Genomic DNA, 789 nt, shown 5'->3' with positions numbered 1-789 from the left:
CCCGAGGAGGCGTCGATCACCGTCACGACCGGCCTCTTCGAGCTCATGACCGATCGGGAGCTGGATGGGGTGCTCGGGCACGAGCTCGGCCACATCCGCAACTACGACATCCGGGTCTCACTCCTGGTGTTCGGGCTCGTCGTGGCCGTCGGCATCCTCGCCGACATGTTCCTGCGGGTCGCCTTCTATGGGCGGCGCGGCGGCAACTCGCAATCCCAGGTGTTCTTCCTCATCTTCGGGGTCGTCGCCGCGATCGTGGCGCCCCTGCTCGCGGGCGCCGTGCAGKCCGCGATCTCCCGGCAGCGGGAGTACCTCGCCGATGCCACGAGTGCCATGACGACGCGAGACCCGGAGGGCCTCGCCTCCGCCCTGACGAAGCTGCAGGAGAGCGGGCAGCCATTGCGCCGCGGGAACACCTCGATGGCGCACCTGTGGATCGCCGATCCGCTCAAGCCGAACGCGATCGCCCGCATGTTCGCGACGCACCCGCCGCTCCCGGAGCGGATCGAGCGTCTCCGCACGATGGGCGGCGCGTTCTAGGTGCTCCGGCTCTCGCCGGCCCAGGCGCGGCGGATCGCGATCCGCGCGCAGCTGCTCGACGCGCGGAGGCCGGCGGGGGTGGTGGAGACCGTCGAAGACCTCGTCGCGGTGGCCCTCGACCCGACCGCAACGATCGCACGGAGCGCCGACCTGATCCTGTGGAGCAGGATCGGCTGGCCGTACCAGCCCGCGGATCTCGTCCGCGCGATGGAGGTGGACCGGGTCGTCTTCGAGTGGGGCGGCTTCTGC

1 protein-coding gene and 1 pseudogene are annotated in these 789 nt (G+C 70.7%); both read left to right on the top strand.

Translation table 11 applies throughout. From position 1 onward, the window contains the following. Positions 1 to 540 (top strand): M48 family metalloprotease (locus AC1DVT_RS20490; protein WP_477391265.1); only part of this gene is annotated, 540 nt, incomplete at its 5' end. Further along, positions 541 to 789: pseudogene (locus AC1DVT_RS20485) on the top strand (winged helix-turn-helix domain-containing protein); the annotation flags it as partial.

Source organism: Microbacterium sp. P2_F9, from assembly GCF_056403635.1.
The sequence above is the reverse complement of the archived record's forward strand: the minus strand, read 5'-3'. Positions and strand labels throughout refer to the sequence as shown.